We start from the raw sequence: 25,182 nt of genomic DNA, 5'->3' as shown, positions 1-25,182 counted from the left end.
TCATTAATTATTTTAAGTTATTACACTTCTGCAAATAAAGCTTCGTATGAAGCAGTTGTAGTTGCATAGTCACCCTCGTTAAGAATCATAAAAGGATATTGTTCTACAGTACCTTCTTCACTAGTTAAAGTGTATAAGATAGCACCGCTATTGTCTTTAGAACCATTGGTCATTTCAGCCAATTTCAAACCGTTCTCAAATCCGTAAACTTTATAAGAATTAGTAGTACCTCTACCATAATTGGTTTCCACAACCATTATGAAACGACCGTTTTTAAGTTGATTAGCTGATTCAGCATCTTCCGCTTTTGTGGTTAATATTCTCGATAACCAAGAATGTGTAAACCCATCAACATCTTCAGCATTGGGAGCGAAACTACTATTAGTTGATGCTAAGTCTTTAAAATCTTCTAATTTATAACCTGTGTTACCACTTTTTAATGTAAGTGAGGTAACAGTTGCACCGCTTGAAGTTGTTGAACTCCAATCCACATCTGAAACATTAACGATAACAGCTTTGTTATTTGCTAATCCTTTTTTTGGAAGGTCATCACAACTTTGTAATATGTCACTTGTTAATTTATTATTGCAAGCCATTTTGTATTATTATTTATATCTTGAAGGTTATGTAAGTGGTGCATTTTACACCACCTACTCACCTATTTTATTATTAGTTTTCAGTTATTATGCTGAAAGAGTAAATTCTGTTATTTCATCGGCATTCGCTAAACCTAAACCGAATTTGAATTTTGTTCTGAAGTTTACTTTATCTTCATCTTTTGAATACCATACTTCCATTATTTCTTGCTCACCTTCAACATCAGATGAAAGAATGAAATTTCCACCAAATCCTGCGAACATTCTATCGGTAGCTTCTAATCCATATTCATCAATCATAGTTACTTTAGTTCCGGGAACCTTGTACATACCGTTGATTGCCATTTCTGGGTCATAGTGGTATAAGTTTGCAGCTTTTAATGCTTGTATATACAATTCAAAAACATCTGAACCAACAAGTAATACTGCATCACCTGCTCTTTTAACTTTTTGCGGCATTGCTACAATCATATCATCCACTAAACCAATTACATTACCCTTTGTTATTTCAGTAGCATTTGAGGTGTTACCATCGATTGAAACATTTTTAGTATCAATCATCTTAATGAAACCATCTGTAAAAGTATATCCACTACCTGCTGTATCACCTTGCCAAGCGTTGAAGGATAATTCTTCACCTATATTTGAAACTTCTGTAAGTACTATTCCTTCTTCTACTGAATCTGGAATATCACCTTCATTATTTGAACCGGGTGCTAATACTTGATTATATTTTGCTTGTAAGTCATCAGCACATATATCGAAATATGATGTATATGGAAGTACATTTACTAATACTTCTTCCATTACAACTGTACCGTTTTTACCTACACATTTACCTTGTTGTAAACTTCCTGTTTTAGAAACTACAGGGATTGACATTGAACCTTTATTACCGTATTGGTATAAGGCATATTTATTTGCTGATTGTGAGAATAAAGCCTTTAATATTGCTTTGTTTTCTCTTACAACTATGTCTTGAAAATTTGTTACATCTAAACTCATTTTTTAAATTAATTTTTTCCTTTTTTATTATTTTTTGCTTCTCATTATGAAAGCCATATCCGTTCTTTTGTTTACGGATGTGTTATTAACTCTGTTGGTTGGTTCCACCTCTGCTTCATCGCTTCCAACATTCTTTTTTATACTTGTTATCTCTGTATTGATTGTCTTGAATTGGTCATTAAATTGCCCTTCCAATCTCGCTGTTACACCATCGATTATTGTGTTAATTACCTGCTCTACATCAACAGTTTCTTCTTCAGTTTCAACCACATCAACAGTTTCTTCTTCAGTTGCTTCTTCGGTAACCTCTTCTTCAGTTTCAGCTTTTACTATTTCTACTAATTCACCTGCTTCGAATTTCCAAACATCCCCATTAGTTGCTGTTCTTTCTCCTTCGATTGGCTTACCTTCACCGTCAACTGCTTTACTACCTGCTGTTTCACCATCTCTAACGACTGGTACTTCATCAGCAGACAATTCTGGAAAATTTATTTCATCACCATTGGCATCTTGAACCATTAAATTTTTTGGCTCTATCGTACCTGTGAAATAATCTTTGATTGCTTTGAATAATGTCTTCTCGTTTTTATTCATATTCTCTTTTTTATCTATATTTTTATTATCAAATTTTGCAACGGCTTTTAATGGTATTATGATTGTATCTACAATACCCATATCCATCGCTGCATCACTGTTTATCCAGCTTTCTTGTTCTAATAAGCTGTAAACTGTTTCTTTATCTAAATTGAAAAAAGGCATATAGAACTCAGCTAATTCTGATTCTAAAGCCCTCATTTCTTTTGAATAATCTTCTATGTTTTGAGCTGTTCCACTCACTCCACCACTAGGTAGGTGAATCATTATTTCGGCATCTTCATAAATTTTACGTGAATCCCCTGCAAAAAATATATATGATGCAATTGAAGCACACATTCCTTTTGCAATTGTGGTTACAGGTAATTGAAGATTTTTTAAGTATTGAAATATAGACTTACCTACGTTAACATATCCACCCGGACTATTAACGATAACTTCTAATTCAGTTGGATTAGAAAAAGATTTGTATTGTCTTACCACATCAATTAGTTCAACATCAACACCTATTTCTCCTTCAATAAAAATTACTGCTTTGCTCATATATTATTATATGAGCCATTTTAGAGGTATTTTAGTAATATGGTAAGTGGCGAGCTACCTTTTCTAACGGTTTCACGTATGAATAAAAAAACCACCCTTTTGAGGTGGTTTTATATTAACTTAACATCCGGTAGTTAGTTAATCATTGTAGATTTTTATTATTGCATCTTTAGGATTAAGAAGAAAACAAGCTTTGTCTATCCATTCTGTATTTCCATCAATTGATGATGTTTTTGGACATCTTTTAAATATTATGTTTCCCAATTGACATTTTTCTAAATTAAAAAGGTATGTTACATCATTATATTTTGAAAGATAGTACGGTCTGTAATCTCCATTTATATTTTCTTCTTTCTTACTTGTAACTTCCTTACAGATGGAATTTAATTTATCCAATTCTATTAGTACTCCTGTATCTCCATAATCATTACTATTTGAATTTCGTGTTTTGGCTTCACATACTCCATATATCTTGAATGGGTTTCCGGTTGTTCCAGAAATGAAATCGAAATCGTATCTGGAATATCCTTCATTTTTAATTTCTTTGATTTCAATATTATTTTGAGTTTTTAAGAATTGCTTTATCGTTTCTGTTTCTTCATTGATGTGTTCAGTAAATGTTTTCATATTAGTTCTTTATAATAAATATGTAGAAAAACCAAAAACGACCGTTTTATTCTAATTTATTTAAAAAAGAATTGGAAATATAGTTTCCAATTGTATTAGCATCATCATCACGTCCATCATTAAATACTAACAAAGCTTCACATCTTAATAGATAAACTTTCTTATTTGTTCTTTCGTCAGATATTTCTTCGATGTCAATAGCTATATTCATTTTATCCATTGACCAGAAATAACTTAATACATCTTCCTTTATCATTTTGGCTAATTCTTCATTCTCAAACTCAATTTTCTTAGTTCCGAATATAGCTATCGAAACATCATACATTAAATTATTTAGTTTTTTGATGGTTATCATTTTGCATTTTTATTTAGTCTTAATATTATTTGGGAAATCCATTTTGAAGATAGTTTATATTCCTTCGCTAATTGCTCATATCTTTGCTGTTTGCTGCCCTCTAATTTGTAAAAGCGTTCATATATCATTAGGTGCTGTATCGTTGTGCTATCGGCTTTAATATTGTTTCTTATAAGTTTTACAAGGTTGGTTAGTTGGTTATTAATTAGTTCGTATTTGGTCATTTACTTTTTTAATATTTTGTAGATAGTTTTTTTGCTCTTTATAAGGTGATAAGGATAAAAAACATTTATTATTTCTTTCACACTCATTCTATTTTTGTAGTACTTATCTTGAATGAATCTTTCAACCTCAGTTAAATATTTATTGTGTTGAAGAATGTAATCTGTAGTTTCTATTCGAAGTTGTAAATCTTCAACACTTTCCAAATAATTTACTTTACTTTCTCCATTCCCTTCTTCATCGAATATTATTTCATCTAACGATTCATTATTTATCTGGAGACTATTTATAAAGTGTTTACACTTGAAGTAAAGATGTTTGTAACTGAAAGTATTTATATTACTTTTTTCTGGGTCAAATCGCTTTAAAATACTATCCAATTCGATGTAACATTCATTGAACAAATCTTCTTTAAAATGATTGGGGAATTTGGATATTATTTTATTGATTAATAATTTTTTTTCTGATTCTGGCACTATTCATTTTGGTATATACTTATCTGTTATTTATAATAAATAGTTCAAAAAACTAAAAAAGTCAATATTGATAGAAAATAATTCTATTTAATTTAAAATTGGTGATTATTGGTTGAAGAATATTCTAAATCCAGATAGCTCATTTTGAGCCTTCTTAAAATCCAGATAGCTCATTTTGACACTTCTATGATGGCTCATTTTGAGCCTTTTTAGATAGCTCATTTTGAGCCTTCTTAACTAACTAGATTAAATCTAACTAGATTATATATAACTAGATTATAACTTAAAGAAGAATAAAGTAATATAATTATAAAGATATTATTTATAAAAAAGAAAGTATAAAGAAAAAATATGATTGAAAAATTTAATATTTTATTTTACCTGTAACATTAATTTTAATAAAAATATATTTTCTCATTTTCCAATCCTAATTTTTATATTTTATTATTTCAATAAATATTTTTTTTTATAATAAATCTTTTTAAAATAAATAATCTCCAACCGGAAACATTACTAAAATATTTTGAATAATATTATTTAACAAAAGAAAATACACCTTCAACCCTTCTTAATTTAAAACCCCCGATTGCGCTCCACCCCCACAGAATAAGAAAATATCCAAGTAAACAAACGCTTCCAAGCGAACTAACCCCAAATTCCGCTAAACCCCTTTAAATAAAATATTCATTTTAAAGCGTTTTAAGAAACTATTTTACACTCAAATATATCAATATACCATATTTGACTTAAAATCCATTAAAAGTATTTTAAATTAACTCTGTGAGCATATTATAAATTCTTACATTGGTTTAAAAAGCTACATACAATTTATTTTAATCAAATCCAATTTTTTTTAAAACAATTTCATTTTGGCTTGCAACTTATCGATTTTCTTACTATTATCGCATTATACCTGTAAAATTGGTTAGGAAACAATACATTTTAACTTTTATTTAACAATTGGAAATCATACTTTCTGTAAAAAAGGACTATTTATATATGTAACATTACTCAGTTACAGGGGTTGTAGGTTGGGGATAAGCTCCTAACCTACTCCAGTACCCCGAAAAGCAAAACTGGAAAATTTATAATACTGGATAAAAATAAAAACTATGACACAAGAAAAAGAAACATTCATCAAGATTCCTACCGAATTAAGGAAAAGGAAGGATTTAACCACTACACACAAAGTAATATTAGGCTATTTATTAAGCTTTCAACTTAACGGAAAATATTGTTATCAGACACAAAAGGAAATAGCTGAAGAATTGGGTACACCATTCTCAACCATAAAAAGAAATATTACTCAACTCGAAAAGAAAGGGATTATAAAAACCGATTTTGTTAAGAATATTACCCAAAAGAAAAAGCAATACAAAAACAGAAAAGCAACTATTTATAACGAATTCAAGATAGCTCAAAATGAGCCTTCTGAAATTAGAAAAAAGACCAAGTCAATGAAAGAAACGTCAACGAAAATCAAGATAGCTCAAAATGAACCTTTTGGAAATACCATTAAGCAAAATACACTAACCGAAACCGAGATAATCGAAAAGAAACCATCCCTTAAAGATGACATAATAGCCCTTAAAAGGTCATTTAATCCTTCTACCCTATCAAATTACGAAGGAATTATAGATACCCTCGCTAAATCTTGTACAACCATTGAACAAGTAAAAGTCGAAATGAAAAAAGAAGAAGCTAAAAGAAAACAGCTAAGAGAAGAAGCAAAAGCAAATAGGGAAAAGAAAAAGCAAGCTGAAGAAGATAAAGTCCTTCAAGATGAGTTATTTGCACTTATAAATAATTACCTCAATGAATTGAAACGTTTTGAGTGTGCTAACCCAAATCAAAAAGAAAAAATTATCAAATTTCTTAAAGATGGTGTTTTATCTGGAGAATTTAGAACTTATAACTTTGAAAAAGAAAAAGCACTATCGAGCGTTGGAAAAGTAAAAAAGCAATGGGAAAAAATAATTTCCGATGTAAGTAACATAATTCCAAATTTACCGGAAGAAATTAAAGAAGAAAAGTTACTACCATTTGAAGATGGATATGATGAAAAAGTAATCCCAATAAACAGACCTCGAAAAATGGTGGATGATAGTTTCACATTTAAAAATGAAACCAAAGTAGAAAATACTGATAAGATTAATATGGACATTTTGAACCTTCCGATGAATCTTGGGAAAATAGAGATGATAGATAAATACCTAATCCAAATTGGAGAATTTAAGCAAGGTGTAAACTACTCAAATAATGATAGATTCAAAATAATAACTTATTTAAAAAATAAAACAGCATAATGGAAGAAGTATTAGAAAAATTAGACCAATTGAGAGCTGAACAAAAGAATACAGAACTGAGAATAAATAATATTCTGAGAGTAAATAATGATGCTAACCAAAACATCACAAAATAATACCACAATGAAAAGTGAACTTAAACCAATACGTTACAGAAAACTATGTCAAACTATCTCAATTAGAAATAGATGAATTATTCATAGATAGAGATAAGAATAAAAACAAAATTGCTTGCTCACAATTACCACTTGCATTAAAAGTAGCCACCAAATACGCAACCACATCACAATATAGTCCAGATGAATTATTCTCTCCGGCACTTGGTGGATTAATCCCTGCTATCAAAAACTATAACGTTCAAGCTGCTGCATCATTCCCATCTTACGCAAAAATCTGTATGGAAAGAAATGTTTGGGATTGGATAAGATATAGACCGTATGCATTAATTGGAAAGATGCAAACCAATTACGAAAAACAAGATGTACCATTTACTTCACATTTTAGCGATTTATCAATAATGGTTAATGAAGATGGGAAAACAAAATTTGAGGATTCAATTGAAGATACTTCCAAAGATTATATCGATGAAAAAAATGAAGATTACTTAATTGAATTGATTAAAAAAAATCTAAAAAAAGAAAGGTATGCAACTGTAGTAATCGAAACCTTAGGTTTGGGGATGAAGAAGCCTATAATACATAAACAGCAGGCTTCTAAATATGGTTTATCTCACCAAAGAATAAACCAAATCTTTCACACTTCAATTGAGAAGCTACAAAAAAATGAAGCATTTAAAACGGCTCTAAATAAGTTAAGAGATAATTAATAATGGTGGATTACCCACCACAAAATAAAGAATTATGATACATTGGCAAAACTTACAAAAGCACAATTTAAAGCACATAATGAAGCTGAAGAACTATTAAAGAAAGATACCCTAACGTGGGATGATAAATTATTTGTATATAACAACTGGAACGAATCAGCCACTTCCATTAATTCACAAGCCGGTGCATTTTTCACCCCACAGGGATTAGCAGAAGATTTCTCATTAGAAATAATTAATGACTGCAAACTAATAGACCTATGCGCAGGAATCGGAATACTATCTTTCTTCGCATATCATTATAAAAAATGTGATGTTACTTGTATAGAACTCAATTCAGAGTATGTAAGAGTTGGAAAGAAACTACTTCCAGAAGCAAATTGGTTAAATGCATCAATATTTGATTACAAATCCTTTGGTCACTTTGACCAAGTAATTTCAAACCCACCTTTTGGAAAGATTAAAACTGGATTGGATAATGATGTTCTTAAAGAAATCAAATATAAGGGAAAAGAATTTGAATTTATCACAATTGAAATAGGTGAACAAATAGCCGATTATGGAACTTTTCTAATACCACAGAACAGTACACCATTTAAATTCTCTAATGATACCTTCAAACAAGGTTTCTGTGATTTAAGATTAGATTCCAAAGGATATAATCCAAATGGATTAGAACCAAGTAGAAAAGTAAAGAAGTTTTTAAAAGAAACTGAATATGACCCAATATTCAATAGTGGAATTGATACGGGATATTATAAGAAAGATTGGAAGGGTGTTTCTCCTGTCTGTGAGATAATCAACTTTGATTGGAAAGAGCTGTACTGGTAATGAATTTAATTGATATTTATACACCAATAAACGTGTTACTGTATATAGGTTTCAATTAATTGAGAATAGTTTAAGTATCATCTATTTTATTAAATACTGATTTATCTATTGAAATTTGCTTATTTCTGTATTTTTCAAGTAAACCGATAACTCTTTCCGCACTGTTAGGAGATAAAAGTGCCACAAACCAAAAACAAGTAGTCTGAATAAATTTGATTAATACTTCTAAAGTTCTGGGAACAACCATTACAATCGCTATTGCAATAGGGATAATAAAACCGTAATACCATTTAATATTTTCCATCATTTAAATAAGGTTTAAAGACCGCACGGGTCGAAACATTAGGTAGCCTATAATGGCTGAAAAACTCTTAGTGGATAGAAACAAATTGTTCTAAAGTTTTCCCTTCTGCTTGCCTTATAAATGACATTATGAGTAGGTAAGTAATCTGAAATTGTAGGTTTTACGCTATCGTGTTCCTTCCAGATACAAATTTAAAACATTTATTTCTTTACACCAATAATTTTATATTTTACTTTATATATAGTTTAACTTGAAACCCTCCAGTTTCACCAAACAAATCAAACCTACAAAACATCATTTCAAATCATTGTGACAATTACAAAACCACAACATATACTCGTGAATGACTTAATACAAAGCTAAATTGAATTAAATAATTGTTTTCTAGAAATTGAATTACGATGTTAACAGCGCATCAACAATACAAATGTTGATAACCACCTATTTTTTGTTAACAATCCAATTAAAAGGACACAGCTACAGCATATTATTTTTAAGTTTTAAAAAACAAAGATTCTAATATTGGAGTAATCTATATGATAACATTGTTACATTTCATCCAAATATTTAAACTTTAAATAAAAACTTATGCCAACAGTGTTGGATTAATTTTATCAACTTAGTAAATGTAAAATAACGTAGTAAATAATAAACATTGTAAGACACGGTTACTTACAGGAAGACAACGTAAGATATAGGTAGACACAGGTACTTACGGGAAGAAAAAAATAAAAAAAGCCCTTAGATTTATCTAAAGGCTTCTATAATCAATAACAATAGGAAAGTATCAATTACCCATTGAAGGACAAATATATTGAAAAAAGTTAAAATGTATCTTTAATTGAATCATATCCCTTTCCTAAATTAGAATTGAAAAAAGGTTCTTGACCTTTCAAGAATTTACCTTCTTCATTTGTTTGTAAAGTATCTATATGGTCATTTAATACTTCTAGATACTTTTCTGTTTGATAAGCATTAAATCCTAATTCTGTAACTTCATCTGCTTCTTGCTGATTATCAAACCTAAATATTTTTTCGTTATTAATAATCATAATACCTTTGGCATTATATCCTTTTGAAAGTAAGAAGTCTAAATCTTTTTTAAATTGTTTGCGTTGGTCTTCCATAATTTTATTTGTAGGTTATTAGTAATCAATATAATTTAGGGTCAAACATATAAATTTTTCTATAAGTTCATATATATGTTGTCCAATTCTTCTTGTTGGATTCCTAAATAAGTACGGGTAGTGTGTGTAGATGAATGATTTAGTAACTGAGATAAATAAACTAATGCACGTTCACTTTGGTTATCATTTAACCAAACCCTTCTTCCAAATGATTTACGCAAACTATGTGAACTTACCTTACCCTTAAAATATTTCTTCATTAACCTGTTTATGTGCTGTACAGAATACACAGAACCCTTTTGAGATGTAAATGGACTACCACCTAACTGATATGTTATATCATCTTCAAAGTGCTTTAAAGCATTCTTAATCGCATCATTTACTTTTAGTGTTCGCTTCTTCTTTGTCTTACCTTCTTCTATAGTAAAACTATCTTGTTTCAATTGGTCAAAAGTTAGTTGTAATAAATCATCGATGCGTAATCCTAAATTAATACCACAGATAATTAATAGTCCGAAGTTTGGATTCTCTTTTGATTTAATTAGTTTTAAACCTTTGTGTAATGCTTTGTTATAATCTATATATATTGAACCTGTCATAATATTATATTTATTTTGCGTACTTGTGTCACACCCTTATTGAAGTTAATTTATGGGGGGTGTTACCCCCCTACTAAAGATTTTATATTAAAAGTTAGTGTGAAGTGTTAAGCCATCAATTAAATTGGTTGTGTAATCTGCATACTTAATGAACCCATCATTCTTAATTTTTAATCTTATTGCCTTGCGAGCTTCTTTTAGAGTTTCAAATGATTCAGTTAATATTGTCACGTCTGAAGTATTATAGGCACCACACCCACTAATTCCGTTTTTAATTGTTTCAATCTTATACATAATGTAATAATTTAAATTGTTTGACAATTCAAAGATAATGTTCATTTATGAGATTTAAAAATAATAAACGAACTTTTTTATCACATTGTGTGTTTTGAAGCATTATTTTTACTCATAATCTTCATTTATATAGTAAGTGAACATTTTAAATACACTCGTATACATACAATTATAACGTATATTTATACTAAAATTAGTATATATAAATTTTTCTTATATTTGTAAAATAAATCTAAAATTACTACTATGAAAAAAGTACAGGATAGCGGTTGGACTGTTGAAACAGAAATAAATGATAAATCTGCTGCTGCAACAATAGGTAGAGGGAACTATAATGTTAGAAGTTTAATTCAATTCATTACTGCACCGGATGGAAGTAAGATTCAATTAGAGCAACTTTTAGATAATAATGGAGATATGCACGATATAACAGTAAGAAAATTGAAATAGGGGTGGCAGGGGTCTAAGATGAGCGTAGTGGATATACTTTTAACTCATTTATTACGTTCACAGGGGTTATATAAATACTCCCTTTTTATATTGCCCTACATCTCAGTTTTTAAACATTTAGTTAAGTACGTATTTAACGAAGAATATTCCTAAAAGTATCACAGAAAGAGTCATTGTCAATTTTGAAGTATTGTACAATCTGCTTTTTATATAGTATAATCTATGTACTTCTTCGGTTGCTTCTTCTTCCTTTTTTAAAAATTTCTCTCTCCACCCGTCTCCTTGGTCTTTTAAAGTATTAGCAACATCATTAAATAATTTTTCTTCTGTATTTATTTGAAATAAGCTTGTTTCCAAAGCAAAGTAATTCATTAATATAGATAACATAAAACCAACTCCACTAATAATAATTAAATTGGTTTGGATAGAACTTAATTCTGAAATATCTACTTCCTTTAAAAAATTAAATATTAGAAATAAACCACCGCCACAAATTGCATTTAATAATATATCAACCCTTTTTGTAGGATGTTCTTTATCTTGTTTAAAGTCTGTTGAGTAATCTTGTAAGATTCTATTAAGAGTTTCCAATTGTTCTTTTGTTAGTTTTTTTGCCATAATTTGATTTAATTTAAAAAGGGCAATCAATTAAGATTACCCCTTACTTCATTTTGTCGTCAAACAATTTAATAATTATTACACTATTAAAAATTAATGAAGTATTACAAATTTACTCTTTATTTTATTTTTCTTCTTCTGTATCAGATGGAACATTATTAAGTATTTCAATTTTCAGTTTTGCTAATTGTAATTGTGTTAAACTATCTATAGGTTTCTGAACTCTTTGATACCATAAATAAAATCCAAAAACCATCATTAACATCCCCAAGAAGAATATATAATTTAATGCTTTATTATTTCTCTCTATTGTTTTTGACTTTATTCTTGCAATTTCTTCTTTTCCCTCTTTGACTTGTACCAATAATGCATTTCCTAATGAATCTGTTTCAATAGTTTTATTGTAATTTTCATTTGATTTAGTAAGATTTCTATTACCCATTGCTTCTATAATTTTATAATAGGTTTCATCTACTAAATTTTCAGATTCTTTTAAGCTATCTCTTACGCTGTAAAAGGATGTATACAATGAGAATATCACAAGTATTAATCCAAATATTGCTAGGAACTTATATAGATTGTCTGTTGGTAGTGATGGCGTTATTGGTAGTGACATATTAATTATTTGATTGTTATTTTCTTTTCCCCCGGCATTTGGTAAAAACTGGAGTTATTAATATCATTATCAATATATTCTTCAAATTTGAGTTTTATGGTTCCTTTCTTTCTTTCTTCCAACCATCTGTAATATAATTTATCAACCTCAGATATATATTTGTAGTTTCTATCTACTTCATAAATTATTCTAGTATTTAAACCGTAACCTTCCACATCGATTATATAATTATCGTATTGGAATAGTACTTTGATATTTTGAATATAATTATTCACCAATATTTCTTTATCATTAAAGGTCGCATCCTTTTTTATGTTTGTTAAGTCTGCTGTTATTTCTTCTACTGATTGGGATTTGTTTTTATAGAAATCGATGTTACTTTCAGTGTTTAATATTTTAGTTTCAATTTCATTTAATTGTTTTCTTATTCTAATTAATTGTTGGTCTGCTTCATCTTCTTCCAAAATTCCTTTAACTAGATATTTTGTCGTTTGAGATTTTTCTTTAAGTAAGTTTTCTTTATCTGTATTATGTTTTTTTAATTCCCCGGCGAATTGTTTTAGAAGTTGTTTTTCGTCTGAATTATCATAATATGCTTCAATCCTATCTCTCAATAAACCATTGGTAAAAAACTGATTCCATATAAAATTTTCAATAAAATCAATATTAATACTTCTATTGCCACAGTTTTCATTTTTGATACGTTTTGAAGAACACATATAGTAATGGTCTTTTTTATCTTTTCTTGTTCTGCCGTAAAAGTTTCTACCACATTTTCCACATCTAATTAATCCTTTGAGAAGATAATTATAAGTATTTGTTTTTGCTCCGCTAGTATTTCTATTATTCTTTAAGTTATCATTTACTTGTTGCCAATATTCAGCAGATATAATTGGCTCAATCTTAAAGATTTCTCCTTTATATAATTTCTCACCTTTATAAACTGTGTTGGTAATAATTCCCCGGATAGTGTTACCGCTCCAAGTTATATTAGATTTTTTGGTAGTGGTTTTTTCTTTTGTGAATTTATTTGTGGTTGTTAGTGTTCCCTTTCCAATTTTATTATATCTAGTTGGGATATTATCTGCTGTGAGAAATTCAGCTATCTTACTTTGACCATTACCTTCTAATGATAATGCATAGATTCTCCTAACTACTTTGGCTTCTTCTTCATCGATTACCACTACCCTATTTTCATTCTTTTTATAACCATAAGGTGGTATTCCGTGGAACTTTCCTTCTTTTGCATTATCGAGTAATGATTTTTTTGTTTGATGTGATTGTAAATCGGCTGCGTATTGATTAATAGCAGAGAGTATAGAGCCTTGTAAATAAGTAGTTGGGTCATTGTAATCTAACTTGCCCTTATCTCCAAAATAAACGCTTATATTGTTTTCTTTTGCATATTTGATAAAGTAATGATATGTGTAGGTGGAACGTTCTAATCTGTTTTGATTACGCATCCAGATAACGGTAATTTTTTTAGATATAATATCTTTAATAAGTTGGTCTAATGCAGGTCGATTCTCAACTGAAAGTGTTCCGGATATTCCTTCACCTTCATTGTAAATTTCAAAGGATTTGTTATTATGAAGTTTAGCGAATGCTTTACCTTCTCTAATTTGGTTTTTGATAGAAGTTGAATCATCATCTTCTCTTGATAATCGTGTGTAGATAGCTAACATAATGTGTAATTTTAAATTGTTTGACAATTCAAATATAGTAATTATAATATTACCCCCACAATTAGTAGTAACACTAATAAAAAGTATGATACTAGAATATGAAAAATAATTATAAAGATTTTAAATTTTGGATTTCTATTGGTATTCCAATTATTATTATTTTATGGCTTAGTACTGCCTTAATCCTCTATAACAATTTAAGCTCTGTAGATAGAGGAACATTTGGTGATATGTTTGGCTCAATAAATGCCTTGTTTTCTGGCTTTGCCTTATTTGGTATAATCTTGACTATAATTTTACAGCAAAAAGATTTGAAAGACACACGTGAAGAATTTAAATATTCAAGATTGACCACATTAATTTTTAAGAAATATGAGTCTATTAATAATGACATTAATAATTATATAATTCAATATAATAAAGATTATAATCTGGAATCTACAAGCCCGAATATAAGTCTCGAATTTATCGCAAACGAATTTATTCCAGAATTGGATGAGTCTATCAGTACTCAAATAAAAGAGTTAAGAATAAGGGATAATGACTTCTTAGTATGGACTTATGGTTCGATTTATAAATATATTATAAATCGAATGTTTAACGAGTCAAGGTTAATTAAGACTTTATTACATCAATCAAATATTAATGATGAGAATAAAGATGAGTTGATTTTTATATTCGCACAATCTATAGATAATGATGTATTTAAAATATTGAGATATTTTGAAAAATCTAAAGAAAGAGATTTAAGATTTAAGGAAGACCCTATAAATCCTAGTAAGAAATATAAACCATATTTGAATTTTAATGACTTTCAACAAAAATCAAAATTGGTTCTGGAAATGCTTAATCAAAATTAAAATGAACACACCCACACATTATAATGCATAACATCACTTATGGTGTGATGCGGACTACGGAAGGGTCTAGATGTCATTACACCACTTTTCTCTAATGTACGTCCTGCCACACTATGAATTTTTGTGGTTTCAAGGCTTTCTTGAAGCGTCATGGGTGGAAGAATTGAAGGGAGTCGTTTTGCTAGCATTGTTTTTCCTGAACCCGGTGGACCAATTAAAATAATATTATGTCCTCCAGCAGCCGCAATCTCCATACAACGCTTAATAGATTCCTGTCCTTTTACATCGGCAAAATCGAATTCAGGATGTTCTAGGTGATTAAAAAATTCCGCCTCCATATCAACAATGGTTTCTTGTAATAAAGTGGCTGCATTAAAATGATCGATAACCTCTTTAATAGTTTTCACCCCATATACAGAAATGCCTTCAACAATTGCTGCCTCTTTTGCATTTTGCTCGGGGAGAATAAACCTTTTAAAACCTTCCTCTGCTGCTTTTATCGCTATGGGTAAAGCGCCTCGAATAGGCTGTAAACTTCCATCGAGAGAGAGTTCTCCCATAATGATATACTCCGAAAGTGAATGTTTTTCCTCGATTTGTTGGGTGGCTACCAATATTCCCATTGCGAGTGTGAGATCGTATGCAGAGCCTTCTTTGCGCAGATCTGCGGGCGACATATTAAGAATTAATTTTTTCCCTGGAATTTTAAATCCGTTATTTTGAAGCGCGGCAGCTATTCTAAAATTACTTTCTTTAATAGCGTTGTCGGGCAGACCAACTAAATGATAACCTACTCCAATATCAACATTAACTTCAACGGTGATGGTTGTTGCTTCGACGCCAAAGACGGCACTCCCGTAAACTTTTGTGAGCATTTTCTATTTGCATAAATGGGAGTTGATGCAGTAGTGAAGATACTATAATTTTATAAAAACTCAATGAGATTTCTGAAGGACTATTCTACTATAAATGTTTCATAAATGGAAACTGGAAACCCAGAATCTGAAATTCCTTCAATAGTTATTTGATATGTTCCTTTATTATCTGACGTATAAAATGTAATTTCTTTTTCTTCAGAAGTAATAGAAATGTTGGGCATCCATAGTAATTGATCTCTAAAATCTGGAATGCGATCTAAAGAAGAATCATTTTCAGAATAGTGTTGTTTAAAATAATTTTTAACGGGTTGAGGCGCATCTAATTCTACCCATTTTTCATAGGGTTTATAATCGGTTAGTTGAAAATTTCCTTCTATAGTAGTTACTTCTATGATTCCCTGAAACACTTGGGAACCATAGTAGTATTTGTCGCGAATCACTGAGATCTTCTCAATCTTTAATGGATCATAATTTGAAAGCAGGCTGTGATCTGGCACGACCAATCCATCAACGATTACGAGTGGTGGCAACGTTGAATTTGCACTCTGTTCGAACGGCCTAACAAAGAAATGGTCTTGTCCCTTACTATCGGTACGTATTCCAGCAAAATCAACAATTTCTATCATGGTCTCTTGCATGGTTCTAAAACGGGTATAATCATCGAGCGTAAAATTAATAACTTCCCGTCCTTCATAAAACCTCGTTTGTTGCTCTAAGGAACGAATTGTATCTGGCTTTACCGTAAAGTATGCGTTCTCTATTTGATTGTAGACACTGCGTGTTATGATTTCATCTTTCATAGCTGGAGTTAATGCAAACTTTTCAAATTTCAATGAAGTAAATTTTGGTGAAGTAGGTTTGTTAATTTGAATTTCATAACCTTCTTTATCGTCTTCAAGAAGTTGAATTAAACCTTTAGAGGATGTATAAGGTCCTTCTATCTGAATGATAAAATCCCCTTTTGAATTGGTGGTAACTACTTTTGCTATGTAATTATTTCCAGGTGTTGAAAAAGAAATTTTCTTACCCGCAACAGATTGACCAGTATTGTTACTTATTAAACGGCCTGTGAGTAATTCTCCTCTTAACTCTGGTAAGTAGATCGATTGGGCAGCAGAACGATTCTTTAACGGATTTTTTATAGCCGAGATTCGCTCAAATGTTTCAAAAGTAGTTTGTGGATTATGGCCAATAGCATCAATTTTTCTAACGGAAACAGAATAGGTACTCATGCCCATTATATTTTTTAAAGACTGTAAAGTAAAAGATACCTTCTCGCGTTTTTTGTATACAGGTTGAAGGTTCTTAATTGCAAGATACCGTGAAGTATGTATGGGAATGTCTGGCTTATTTATTTGTGTTTCTGAAAGCCCTGTCGCACGAAGTGCATTTTGGTTCCCAAGATATGGATTTATAACTGTTACAGTGTTTTGAAAGAACAAGTCGGTATCGTAATTGCGCATCCAATTGGTATAAGCTACTAATTTATAATTCCCAGATGGTAGTTCTGTAGGTATAAAAAAATCACCTTGCGCAATTCCCTTTTTCAATTGAAGTTTATGAGTAAAAACAGTAGTAAAGTTCTCGTCTACCAGAGAAACATACCCTATTTTGCTGAAGTCACTAAGTTCTCGTTGTTTCCCTTTAAGTACGTACACCTTATAATATAAATATTCGCCAGCAAATAATAGTGTACTGTTAAAGTGTACAAATACCTCTTCGGAAGGAAATGATACATTATTAGTAGATGGTAGTTCTGATGCAGGAAATGATTGCGCATGAGATGATATGCATACTACTAAAATAAAAAAAATGAGTATAAGCTGTCTGATCATATTATGTATTTAATCTTCCCAAAAATCAGGAACTTCTAATGAACCAAAAAATCGACAATCGACGCAAAATCTTGGCACTACAAAATAAGGTCCCTCCCCAGTTTCTGCTGGTTCACTTGCTGTGGCTGTCCTTAAAAAACGGATCGTATTTGCCCTAATTCGCATTCTAAGATCTAATCCTGGTCGTGTTTCTGGACATTCTGGAGAAAAAGTACCAGGAATATCGGTCGATGAAAAAACATCTAAAAATTTAAAAAACACACGTTGAGACGAAAAACTTGATACATTAAAAAAGCCTATAACTTTTTCATCTGGGTTTTGAGTAGACTTAATGTTTCCTCTAATAAAACCTGGTTGTGTCTGAGAAAAAATACTTCCCGATCCTGAAAAATCCCGAAGCGTCTCATAAAAAGTATATGCCTCTAATGACAGCGTGTACTGTTTAACAAGTATGCTATAACCATTTGCAACAATAGGATCACGTTTAGAAATAAATCGAACTGGAAACTGACTTACTCTATCTTCTTCCAAGCCACTAGTGGTTGTTAAAATTAGTGCGTCTGAAATTCTTGTATTGTAACAAACATCTTCTTCTATTTCACGAGGTACAACGGTCACTAAATCTTCCCCAGAATTAGTTGGGACAAGTTTAAAAACTGAATCTGTTTTTATACGAGATATAATTTTATATGTTTCTTCATATTCATATTTGTAATATTTGGATGCTCCTGTAGGGTCATAACTGTTTACCAATAATGCGACCCCATCTACACTATTATCATTTGTTTGTCGCGTAGGTACTATAGCATCTAGTTCTGTTGAAGCTGTTAATTGAATAATTTCTGAAGCATATGTTCTTCCGTCACTTGTAATTATATTTAATTGATAGTCGCGATTAGGTTGTGCTTTAAACTCTTCTGTTGAAAGATAAACCCCCTCTCCCATATCTGTAAAATTATAGGTGACAGATTCACCCTCTGTAACGGTTACAGTTGCGTCGGCTTCTGCTTGTGGACCATCCTCTTCAAGACGAAATGTACGTGTTAATCTTATTTCTTGAGTTTTAAATTCATTTGTGATAGTAGCTTCAATTACAATAGCACTTTCAAAACCGGCTTGAGTTTCAAAATCGAATTCATCCACGCAAGAAATCAACCCTACAATCAGTAATAAAGAAATTATTTTATTGACTTGTTTAAATGCCATAATTATTTTTTTATATAGAGTTATATCTTGTTAAAATTTAAAGTTATAAGTAATCGTAGGCACAGGTATTGAAAAAATTGAATTTTGAAATGCTTTAATTTCTCCGCCTTCAGTAACGAAATATACAGAATACGGATTGTTTCTCCCTAATACATTGTAAACCGATATGTTCCAAAAACTATGGGCTAATTTTTGTAATCTGTGATCCCCTTCAATATTTAAACTAAGGTCCAATCGATAATAATCTGGAATTCTAAATGCATTTCTATCACTATAGAGAACGTAATCTGCTCCTCCCAACTCATAAGTTCCTACAGGGAAAGTTACTGGTCTTCCTGTCTGATAAACAAAATTCGCGGACAAACTAAATCTTTTAGTTAATTTATAATTCGCTACGATACTTACATCATGTGGCTTGTCGTAATTGGCAGGAAAGTATTCTCCGTTATTAACCTTTTCTTCAAGAAAATTTCCATCCAATTTTATTAGAGATTTTGAATAGCTATATCCTAACCACCCATTTAACTTTCCTTTGGTTTTTCGTACTAAAAACTCTACTCCGTAAGAGCGTCCATCACCTTGAAGGACTTCTGTTTCTAGTTGTTCATTGAGCAATAATTCGGCACCAACCTTATAATCAAGAATATTTTTAGAACGTTTAAAATAACCTTCAACACTTATTTCGTAAGTGTTATCCTCTAAATTTTTAAATAATCCTAATGAATATTGATTGGCACGTTGTGGTTCAATATTTTTATCAGAGAGCTTATAGGTATCTGTAGGAGAGACTGTAGTGTTTGTGGAAAGGGTATGAATGTATTGAAGGGTATTACTATAACTTGCTTTTAATGAAAGATCTGGCCTCAGTAAATAGCGTGCTGAAATCCGCGCCTCTGCGCCTCCATATGTTTTTATAATTTCATTTGAGCCAAATTGTTCAACCTCCTGTAATGTAGCAGTACTTTTAGGCGTATTCGAATTATAAATTCGCTGTACTCCTTCTCCTAAAGCAGCGTAAAAAGAATATCGAAGCCCTGCATTTACCAAAAGTTTTTCATTTACAGTATATTCATCTGAAAAGAATAGCGCACCTTCCATAGCCTTCTCTTGTGGAATTTCTATAGGTGTTATTATTGATTCGTTACCTAGTGGCTGTATTTCTCCTGGGCGGATAGTATATAGTTTTGCTGAAAGTCCATAGTCGAATTTATGTACGTCATTCATAAGATACTGCAGCTTTGCTTTAAATTCGGTTTCGGTATTGCTATAATTAATTTTAAAATCATCCACAGCATTATCGTCATATTCAATATTAAATTGATACCGACTGTTCGCTAGAATAAAACTAGCTTTGTTCTTCTCATTGAACGTATGATCCCAGCGTAAAGACAATAATCGGTTCGTATAACTATATACCGAATCGGATGTTAGACTAAAAGCATCTCTACTAAAATATCCTGAAGCTTTAATAGTATTTTTATCGTCGAATTTATGGTTGTATTTTGCGATCCCATCAAAAAATGAGGCCTTACTGTTCTGAAGTTCAGGTTCATCTAATGAACGTAAAATCCAATTTGAATATGTGGTTCTAGCCCCCACCAAAACACCCGATTTTTCTTTAATTACAGGTAACTCCACAACAACGTTGCTGGTTACAGGACCTACGGATGCTTCAACCGCAATTTTTTCGGTATTTGCATCTTTGGTTTTTATGTCGAATACAGAAGAGAGTCTTCCTCCATATTCTGCTGGAATGTTGCCTTTAAAGATATTTACACTTCCCGATGTAAAAGGATTAATACCAGAAAAGATTCCGAAGAAATGTGCTGGATTATAAATTACTGCATCGTCTAAGAGAATAAGGTTTTGATCTGTTTTACCTCCCCGTACGTTGTAACCTGCAGCCCCTTCACCTGCTGTAGTAATTCCCGGTAAGGTCGTAGCCACTTTTAAAATATCTCGCTCTCCTAAGACTAATGGAATATTTTTAATTTCTTCCACATCGATTACTTCAGCCCCTGCAATTACTTCCTTTACGTTTTTATTGCTGTTAGCCTCGAGATAAACTTCCCCTAAACTCTCTAAACTTTCAGACATCTTAAAGTTGAGTATTCCGCTGTTGTAGAGGAGAACTCTTTTTCGAACTGTAGACAATCCTAATAATCGCGCTTCAATAAGGTTTGCTCCTGTTGGTAGTTCAAGCTCATAATACCCATCTTCATTAGTGACACCCCCAATATTTTTCCCAATTACAACCAACGCTACGTTTGCTAAAGGACTTCCCGAATTAAAATCTGTAATTCTACCGGCTACTGTAAATTGTTTGTTACTCGTTGTTCTATCTTCCTTACCAATTCTAACCGTTTCGACATTTTGTTGTTGTCTTGTTGTTTGTTCTTTATAAAATACGGGAGCTACTATAGTTGAAGATTTCGGGATGACCGAATCTTTGGTAGTTGTTTCGGGATAAAACCCTTGAGGTAGTGTATCGTAAATATAATTGTTTCTAGTAAGAACAATTTTATTATCTGTTAATTGATAATAATTTATAAGTGTTTCATTAAAAAGGGATTCTAACAATTCAGAGATTGCTACATTGGTATAAACATCATTTACTTTCTGATCTTCAAACCATTCGGCTACATAATAAAATTTAAATGAAGTTTGATTTTCTATTTGATTTATAACTTCTAATACTTCGGTAGTTCCTGGACGAATTGAAACTTTAGGATCCTCCTGCGAAAAAACTGCAAAATTTGCAATTAAAAGGAACAGAAGGAAAAAATAATTTTTCAGCATAGAAGACTTTTAAATACTATTAATTGGTATTGAGCTAAGTTTCAAAAAAATTGAATTTACAAACGCTTCTCTATCTTTTTTTTGAAGCGCACGTTTTTCGTTATAAAAGCTATTAATTTCTTTTTTTGCTTCCGGAAATAATTCATGAAGCTCTTTTTTTGAATTAAAACTGTAAAAGACATCATTACTTTTAAGTAAGTAGTATCCATCCTCTTTACTAAACTCATAATAAGTACTCGTTTTGTCGAGGCGACTTTTTTTCTTTCTACGATGTTTTTTTAAAAGTACTTTTTCATTTTTCTCGTTCTGAATTTCAAAAAAACCAGACAGCAACTCTTCTGAAGCATCTTTAACATGTACGAATGACCGTCCATTAAGAGAGAACCTGTCAACCTTATCGGAAATGAGCTGAAAAATGGCTGTTTTTCCCCTGTTTTCTAATTTTATTACTAACAAATCATCGTAAACATGATATTTTAGTGCTTGATTATAGTATGTCTGTCCACTATAAGTTAAAGTTCCTTGTAAAAAATCGGGAGAATCTAAAAATGGATGTTTGTTATTTATAGTGCGGTAATTTTCTATATACTCTACACCATTAAAAAGACCAGTATTATCTATTCCAGTTACTGCATCGAACCAATTATAATAGCCCTTTTCCTCTTGAGCGTTAGTGTAGTTTGAATTAAATAGCAACGACAATGTTGCTAAAAGCAACAGAGACCTACCAAATGAAACCAGTGAGGTTTTCTTAGCTATGTTTTTTTTCAAAATTATCTTGAGTTTCGTGCCACGTAAAGTTCGCGTTCTGCTGTTTTAAGATCATCTCTACATTTTTCAAGTGCTTCTTTGTATTCAGCAATAGTGCCTTCAGAATCTTTTAACTCATCAAGTTTTTCTTTTGAATCTTGTAATTCTGTGTAAAGTGTTACAATTTGTGTATACATATCATACCGATACGTATCATCTTTTGTAGGAATTGTTTTCTGAAGATCGACCAATTCTTTACCAATTAAAGAGTTAATATAACGTGTATTCGTCCCTGGCACCGATAATGAATCTAATAAGTTTTTTACATTAGCCATTTTTTCAGAAAATTCATTCTGAAATTCTACTTCTTTATCAATTAATTTAGCTTGTTCTTTTAAAAGATCATTCTCACGAGTGGGAACTTTAAAATTAAAATATACTGCTCCGACGATTGTCCCTGTAGTGACAAAAAAAAGCAAAAGGAATTTTAAAAAACCAGATTTTCTCTCTTTACTATTTTTAGGTTTCATCTTAAATTTTATTTAGTAACGGTTATATTTAATCTAAAAGAAAGCTTCTTCTATTTTTAACTTCACTTTCTTCTACGACCTTTTCTTTTACAAATATATTAGAACCACTCTTTTTACCAATATAATCCAAATCATTTAATTGCTTAAATAACGAAAGCATTAATCTAGTAAAAGATGATACTTTATACAAAGCAGCATTAATGTCTGTATGTACATATTCTACATCGATCATCTCAACAAGAACATTCTCGAAAGCTCCTTGGTTTAAATCACACCAGTCGGTTAAATAATTAAGAAAATCTTCTTTCCCAGTACCAACATATACATCTAAACTACTTTTTATAACCCTCGCAAGATTAACTAATTTAGATATCATAGCGATTGGTGGCTCGTACTTATCTTTAAATCTAAATTCAGAAATAGCTTGGCTTAAATAATACAAAACCTGTTGCGACAGGTGTAAGGCCATATGTGCTAAATCGTTTGTTTGTTTTTTCTGATAAATTTTTTGAATGATGTGCATTGAATAGGCTTCCATCTGATTTAAAAAAGCACCTATTTCTGTATACGTGAATTTTAAATCTGGATGACTTTGAATAGATCGACATGGAGGAATAAAGTCTTCTTCCAATACCGGAACACCATCTTCTAAGATAATTTTTCCTAAAGTCACATAATACAACCCTAGTTCTTTTTTAGACGTTTCGCTTTGCGGCAACACATCGAGTTTGTATTCAGAAAATACAAATGGGTGTCTGGGGGGTTCTTCATTAGGATTTGCCTCTCCTACTGGAATACGCTTATAAGGATTTACCGATACGACTACAAACCACGCTGTTTCTTCCTTATTAATATCATACTGGTGTTTCAATATATATCCCGATTGCTCCATTAAAGCAGAGGTTTCTTTAGAAATATCTATTTGAAATCCTCCTAGAGTTACAGCTCTGCAAGCGTGTAGAACTACTTCAATACTGTCAGTTCCATCAAGTGAAACACTAACATCTATAGATGGTTCATTATCTTTTAATTCAGGAAGCAAGCCAAAATTAACTGGAGTTAAATTTTTTACTTCAGAGTTTGCAACAATATGTACCAAAGAATTCTCCATTTCGATGAAGTGATTCTTATTGATTTTCATTCCATCGACCCAATTAACCCTATGCTTTTTATTTCCGCCTTTCATACTTCCTAATTTTAAAAGAGACTTTTTCTGTAATCGATAATTAAATTTTTAATACAATTCGATCCTTTATCTCGATATAAGTCCAATTTTTTAATTTTAATTTTTCTTCCTCTTATTTTTTCACACAGCACCAAAAATGTCGTGTTTTTCCCATTCGAGATTACGGGTTTATTAATGTCACCACAAAAATACTCTGTAAATTGTTTTACATCCATTTCTTCATCTGAAACCATTATCATTCTACGCGTAAATTCCTTTTCGCTAATATATGGAACCGTTTTAGGTTTTGTAGGCTCTACAGTAGATGGAGCTTCTTTAATATTCTTTTCTAAAGGACTGTGCTTGATACTCCATCCTTTTGGTTTATCTGGTATAGAAATTTGTGTTATAGGTTCCTCATCAGATTCAATAGGTAGTACATTTATCTTTTTTCTTGTTATATGTTTTAAATCTCCGTTTACTACCAAAGAAATAGTTTTTAAGCCTGGCTCTTTATAAATATATTCTGCTTGTTTTGTATCGGCATCTACTCTTACTGTTTCTCCAAAACGCCATTCCCATGTAGAAGCATTATTGGTCTTGTCTATGACTTTTAAAGGTTCTCCAAGCACTATGCTATTAGGCACTTCGAATACGGGTAATTTTGAAGGGTCGATAACTTCTTTCTTTTCCTTAATAGTAATAACTTCTTTTTTAATACAAAGGTCGTTTACCATTAAAGTGACCGTATACTCGCCTGGTTCTTTAAAAATATGCAACGGTTCTTTTTCGGTCGATACTCTGGTACTATCATCAAACTTCCATTCCCAAAATTTAGCTCCTTCAGTTTTATCTATAAATTTAATAAGTTCCCCAGCTCTATACTCTTTTGCTACAGATGTAAATACAACTTCATCGCATGGAGCCATCTTAATATAACGATATGCCAAAGTACTCGCTGAGATTAAGAATGCGGCTAAAAATAAATAGATCACATTCTTATCAATGTGTTGTGTCATTTTTGCTTTCTTTTCCATTTGTCACTTTTTTAATATGATACGTTCTATTTAAAGGTAATTATTTAA

At 31.0% G+C, this 25,182-nt stretch carries 25 protein-coding genes and 1 pseudogene; 5 read left to right on the top strand and 21 right to left on the bottom strand.

Going from position 1 to position 25,182, the window contains the following annotated elements:
- Window positions 1-20 precede the first annotated feature (20 nt).
- From ULVI_RS09355 to ULVI_RS09325, 6 genes are all read right to left on the bottom strand, one after another.
- On the bottom strand, window positions 21-596 hold the full coding sequence (locus ULVI_RS09355; RefSeq protein ID WP_068592103.1) for a hypothetical protein: 576 nt from the start codon (window positions 594-596) through the stop codon (window positions 21-23).
- An 87-nt stretch (window positions 597-683) separates the two neighbouring features.
- Window positions 684-1,601 carry a hypothetical protein gene (locus ULVI_RS09350; protein ID WP_068592101.1) on the bottom strand — a complete coding sequence of 306 codons (918 nt, stop codon included), beginning with the start codon at window positions 1,599-1,601 and terminating at the stop codon, window positions 684-686.
- A gap of 27 nt (window positions 1,602-1,628) precedes the next feature.
- The gene (locus tag ULVI_RS09345) at window positions 1,629-2,738 is read right to left on the bottom strand and encodes a Clp protease ClpP (RefSeq protein ID WP_068592099.1); all 1,110 of its coding nucleotides are present in this window, start codon (window positions 2,736-2,738) and stop codon (window positions 1,629-1,631) included.
- 138 nt (window positions 2,739-2,876) lie between these two features.
- Complete coding sequence (locus tag ULVI_RS09340) at window positions 2,877-3,365, bottom strand: hypothetical protein (protein ID WP_068592097.1); 489 nt, start codon at window positions 3,363-3,365, stop codon at window positions 2,877-2,879.
- A 46-nt stretch (window positions 3,366-3,411) separates the two neighbouring features.
- Window positions 3,412-3,720, bottom strand: coding sequence for a hypothetical protein (locus ULVI_RS09335; RefSeq protein WP_068592095.1), 309 nt, complete (start codon window positions 3,718-3,720; stop codon window positions 3,412-3,414).
- A gap of 224 nt (window positions 3,721-3,944) precedes the next feature.
- Window positions 3,945-4,418, bottom strand: coding sequence for a sigma-70 RNA polymerase sigma factor region 4 domain-containing protein (locus tag ULVI_RS09325; RefSeq protein WP_068592091.1), 474 nt, complete (start codon window positions 4,416-4,418; stop codon window positions 3,945-3,947).
- A 1,112-nt stretch (window positions 4,419-5,530) separates the two neighbouring features.
- Here ULVI_RS09325 and ULVI_RS09320 point away from each other — a divergent pair.
- The 3 genes from ULVI_RS09320 to ULVI_RS09310 all read left to right on the top strand — a co-directional run bounded on the left by ULVI_RS09320 (window position 5,531) and on the right by ULVI_RS09310 (window position 8,381).
- Window positions 5,531-6,724 (top strand): helix-turn-helix domain-containing protein, encoded by a 1,194-nt coding sequence (locus tag ULVI_RS09320; protein ID WP_068592088.1) that lies wholly within the window; start codon window positions 5,531-5,533, stop codon window positions 6,722-6,724.
- A 130-nt stretch (window positions 6,725-6,854) separates the two neighbouring features.
- The gene (locus ULVI_RS09315; protein ID WP_068592086.1) at window positions 6,855-7,550 is read left to right on the top strand and encodes a sigma-70 family RNA polymerase sigma factor; all 696 of its coding nucleotides are present in this window, start codon (window positions 6,855-6,857) and stop codon (window positions 7,548-7,550) included.
- Between the two features lie 42 nt (window positions 7,551-7,592).
- On the top strand, window positions 7,593-8,381 hold the full coding sequence (locus ULVI_RS09310; protein WP_197463498.1) for a methyltransferase: 789 nt from the start codon (window positions 7,593-7,595) through the stop codon (window positions 8,379-8,381).
- A gap of 70 nt (window positions 8,382-8,451) precedes the next feature.
- Here ULVI_RS09310 and ULVI_RS09305 read toward each other — a convergent pair whose 3' ends face one another.
- The 4 genes from ULVI_RS09305 to ULVI_RS09290 all read right to left on the bottom strand — a co-directional run bounded on the left by ULVI_RS09305 (window position 8,452) and on the right by ULVI_RS09290 (window position 10,750).
- On the bottom strand, window positions 8,452-8,688 hold the full coding sequence (locus ULVI_RS09305; RefSeq protein ID WP_068592084.1) for a hypothetical protein: 237 nt from the start codon (window positions 8,686-8,688) through the stop codon (window positions 8,452-8,454).
- Between the two features lie 821 nt (window positions 8,689-9,509).
- Window positions 9,510-9,812: a hypothetical protein gene (locus tag ULVI_RS09300; RefSeq protein WP_068592083.1), complete on the bottom strand. Its 303-nt coding sequence runs from the start codon at window positions 9,810-9,812 to the stop codon at window positions 9,510-9,512.
- A 59-nt stretch (window positions 9,813-9,871) separates the two neighbouring features.
- Entirely contained in the window at window positions 9,872-10,411 is a 540-nt protein-coding gene (locus ULVI_RS09295) for a tyrosine-type recombinase/integrase (protein ID WP_068592081.1), read from the bottom strand.
- Between the two features lie 87 nt (window positions 10,412-10,498).
- Window positions 10,499-10,750 carry a hypothetical protein gene (locus ULVI_RS09290; RefSeq protein WP_068592079.1) on the bottom strand — a complete coding sequence of 84 codons (252 nt, stop codon included), beginning with the start codon at window positions 10,748-10,750 and terminating at the stop codon, window positions 10,499-10,501.
- Window positions 10,751-10,951: 201 nt separating this feature from the next.
- Between ULVI_RS09290 and ULVI_RS09285 the strand changes: the two genes are divergently transcribed.
- The gene (locus tag ULVI_RS09285; RefSeq protein WP_068592077.1) at window positions 10,952-11,155 is read left to right on the top strand and encodes a hypothetical protein; all 204 of its coding nucleotides are present in this window, start codon (window positions 10,952-10,954) and stop codon (window positions 11,153-11,155) included.
- 117 nt (window positions 11,156-11,272) lie between these two features.
- Here the strand turns inward: ULVI_RS09285 and ULVI_RS09280 are convergent, their stop codons facing one another.
- The 3 genes from ULVI_RS09280 to ULVI_RS09270 all read right to left on the bottom strand — a co-directional run bounded on the left by ULVI_RS09280 (window position 11,273) and on the right by ULVI_RS09270 (window position 14,074).
- Window positions 11,273-11,773: a hypothetical protein gene (locus ULVI_RS09280; protein ID WP_068592076.1), complete on the bottom strand. Its 501-nt coding sequence runs from the start codon at window positions 11,771-11,773 to the stop codon at window positions 11,273-11,275.
- 124 nt (window positions 11,774-11,897) lie between these two features.
- On the bottom strand, window positions 11,898-12,389 hold the full coding sequence (locus tag ULVI_RS09275) for a hypothetical protein (protein WP_157632599.1): 492 nt from the start codon (window positions 12,387-12,389) through the stop codon (window positions 11,898-11,900).
- A gap of 5 nt (window positions 12,390-12,394) precedes the next feature.
- Complete coding sequence (locus ULVI_RS09270; RefSeq protein ID WP_068592070.1) at window positions 12,395-14,074, bottom strand: recombinase family protein; 1,680 nt, start codon at window positions 14,072-14,074, stop codon at window positions 12,395-12,397.
- A 98-nt stretch (window positions 14,075-14,172) separates the two neighbouring features.
- Between ULVI_RS09270 and ULVI_RS09265 the strand changes: the two genes are divergently transcribed.
- A complete protein-coding gene (locus tag ULVI_RS09265) occupies window positions 14,173-14,934 on the top strand; it encodes a hypothetical protein (RefSeq protein WP_068592068.1) in 762 nt (253 codons plus the stop codon).
- A 29-nt stretch (window positions 14,935-14,963) separates the two neighbouring features.
- Here ULVI_RS09265 and ULVI_RS09260 read toward each other — a convergent pair.
- From ULVI_RS09260 to ULVI_RS09225, 8 genes and pseudogenes are all read right to left on the bottom strand, one after another.
- A pseudogene (locus tag ULVI_RS09260) lies at window positions 14,964-15,809 on the bottom strand (YifB family Mg chelatase-like AAA ATPase); the annotation flags it as partial.
- A gap of 80 nt (window positions 15,810-15,889) precedes the next feature.
- Window positions 15,890-17,647, bottom strand: coding sequence for a hypothetical protein (locus tag ULVI_RS09255; protein WP_068592066.1), 1,758 nt, complete (start codon window positions 17,645-17,647; stop codon window positions 15,890-15,892).
- Window positions 17,648-17,656: 9 nt separating this feature from the next.
- The gene (locus ULVI_RS09250; protein WP_068592064.1) at window positions 17,657-18,853 is read right to left on the bottom strand and encodes a DUF4249 domain-containing protein; all 1,197 of its coding nucleotides are present in this window, start codon (window positions 18,851-18,853) and stop codon (window positions 17,657-17,659) included.
- A 30-nt stretch (window positions 18,854-18,883) separates the two neighbouring features.
- Window positions 18,884-21,652 (bottom strand): TonB-dependent receptor, encoded by a 2,769-nt coding sequence (locus ULVI_RS09245; protein ID WP_068592063.1) that lies wholly within the window; start codon window positions 21,650-21,652, stop codon window positions 18,884-18,886.
- A 9-nt stretch (window positions 21,653-21,661) separates the two neighbouring features.
- Window positions 21,662-22,423 carry a hypothetical protein gene (locus tag ULVI_RS09240; protein WP_068592061.1) on the bottom strand — a complete coding sequence of 254 codons (762 nt, stop codon included), beginning with the start codon at window positions 22,421-22,423 and terminating at the stop codon, window positions 21,662-21,664.
- Between the two features lie 2 nt (window positions 22,424-22,425).
- Window positions 22,426-22,932 (bottom strand): type VI secretion system transmembrane protein TssO, encoded by a 507-nt coding sequence (locus tag ULVI_RS09235; protein WP_068592059.1) that lies wholly within the window; start codon window positions 22,930-22,932, stop codon window positions 22,426-22,428.
- 28 nt (window positions 22,933-22,960) lie between these two features.
- Complete coding sequence (locus ULVI_RS09230; protein WP_068592057.1) at window positions 22,961-24,118, bottom strand: hypothetical protein; 1,158 nt, start codon at window positions 24,116-24,118, stop codon at window positions 22,961-22,963.
- Between the two features lie 11 nt (window positions 24,119-24,129).
- Window positions 24,130-25,134 (bottom strand): PKD domain-containing protein, encoded by a 1,005-nt coding sequence (locus tag ULVI_RS09225; protein ID WP_068592055.1) that lies wholly within the window; start codon window positions 25,132-25,134, stop codon window positions 24,130-24,132.
- Between the last annotated feature and the right edge of the window lie 48 nt (window positions 25,135-25,182).

The sequence above is a fragment of the Cochleicola gelatinilyticus genome (genome assembly GCF_001637325.1).
GTDB lineage: Bacteria > Bacteroidota > Bacteroidia > Flavobacteriales > Flavobacteriaceae > Cochleicola > Cochleicola gelatinilyticus.
The sequence above is the reverse complement of the archived record's forward strand: the minus strand, read 5'-3'. Positions and strand labels throughout refer to the sequence as shown.